Raw genomic sequence first — 1,491 nt, 5'->3', positions numbered from 1 at the left:
CGGCCAGACCGTCCTCGACCGAGGCGCGCACGGCCTCCACGCGGGCGGCGGCTTCTTCGGGCAGGCGGCTGGCGCGGTCGTCCATCTCGGCGACGGCGGTCTCGACCTGAGCCAGGGCGGCGGTCATCCGGTGCAGGGTGCCTTCCAGACGCTCGATGACCTTTTCGCCGGTCAGATCGACCATGTCGGCGGTCTGGTTGACGATCTTGCGGGCGCCGTCGATGCGGGCTTCGGCGGCTTCGTCTGCTTTCTGGGCGGCGTCAAACAGGGACTCGCCCAGACGGTCGGCGCGGATCTGGGCCTGTTCGATGGCGGCGGCGGCGGCGGCGCGCTGATCCTCGGCGGTGGCTTGCAGAGCCGACAGGGCGCGGCGGGTTTCCTCGACCAGCAGGTCGCGGGCCTCGGCGGCCAGGGCTTCAAAGCGGTCCAGCGCCAGCTTGGTGGCGTGGTCGAAGCCGTCGGCCTCGCGCTGAGACAGGTCCACAAGCGCGCGGAACTGATCGGCGGCGGCCTCGATCTGGGCCTTGATGGCGGTGCTGACGTCGCCGCTGGTCTGGTTCAGCTCGCTGGCGGCGCTGCGGGTCAGGGACAACTGCTCGGTGAACTGGGCGCGCTGGCTTTCGATCTGGGCCGAGAAGTCTTCCTGATCGGTGCGCAGGGCGTAGGCGGCGGTGACGAGCGAAGCGCGCTGCTGGCTCAGGCCTTCCTCGACCGACTGGATCTGTTCGGCGACGCCGGTTCCGGCGGTTTCCAGACGCAGGGTCTGGCGGGCCAAGTCGTCTGCGGCGGCGCGAGCGGCGTCCTGGGCCTCGTTGGCGGCGGCGGCCAGGTCGGCGGCGCGGGCGGCCAGGGCGGCCTCGGCTTCGCGCAACTGGGTCTGGGCCAGGTCCGAGGCGTCCACCACCATGCGCGATTGACGCTCGACCGCGTCGACGACGCCGGCGGCCTGGCTGTCCAGTTGCACCCCCAGGGCGCCCATCTGCTCACGCTCGCGGCCCAACTGATCGGCCAGACGGCGGGCCATGCGACCCGCGCCGTCGGCGGCTTCGTTCAGGCGGACGGTTTCCTGAACCAGGGCTTCGCGCAGCAGGCTCATGTCGTTGCGGGCGCGCTCGGCGGCCAAGGCCGCCTGATCGATGTCGCCGCGCAAGGCGGTCAGCACCTGACCCGTCTGATGGGCGGCCAGGGCGGTCGGGCCGACCAGGGCCTCGGCCATGTCGCGGGCGCGTCGGGTCTCGAGAGCCAGGTTGGCGCCCTGGCGCACGGCGTGGGCCAGCATGATCGCCAGACCGGCGGGGGCCAGGGCGATCAGGGCGTAAACGGCCAGACGCAGAGGCTCCAGCGCCACCGCGCCCGAACCGAACTCATAGGCGAACCAGGAGGCGACGCCGCCGATCCAAAGGGCCGAGGCCACGCCGGCGATCAGATAGGCGTTGCCGCCGGGACGTGCGACGGCGGCGCGACGGCTGGCGGTCGGGGTGGAGACAGGGG

Annotated in this window: 1 pseudogene; it reads right to left on the bottom strand. The window is 72.3% G+C overall.

Annotated features, from left to right (window positions below):
- A pseudogene (locus HX774_RS18850) lies at positions 1-1,491 on the bottom strand (tipN); the annotation flags it as partial.

Source organism: Brevundimonas sp. P7753, assembly GCF_013386595.1.
GTDB classification, from domain to species: Bacteria; Pseudomonadota; Alphaproteobacteria; order Caulobacterales; family Caulobacteraceae; genus Brevundimonas; species Brevundimonas bullata.
This window is presented reverse-complemented; position numbering and strand designations above follow the sequence as displayed.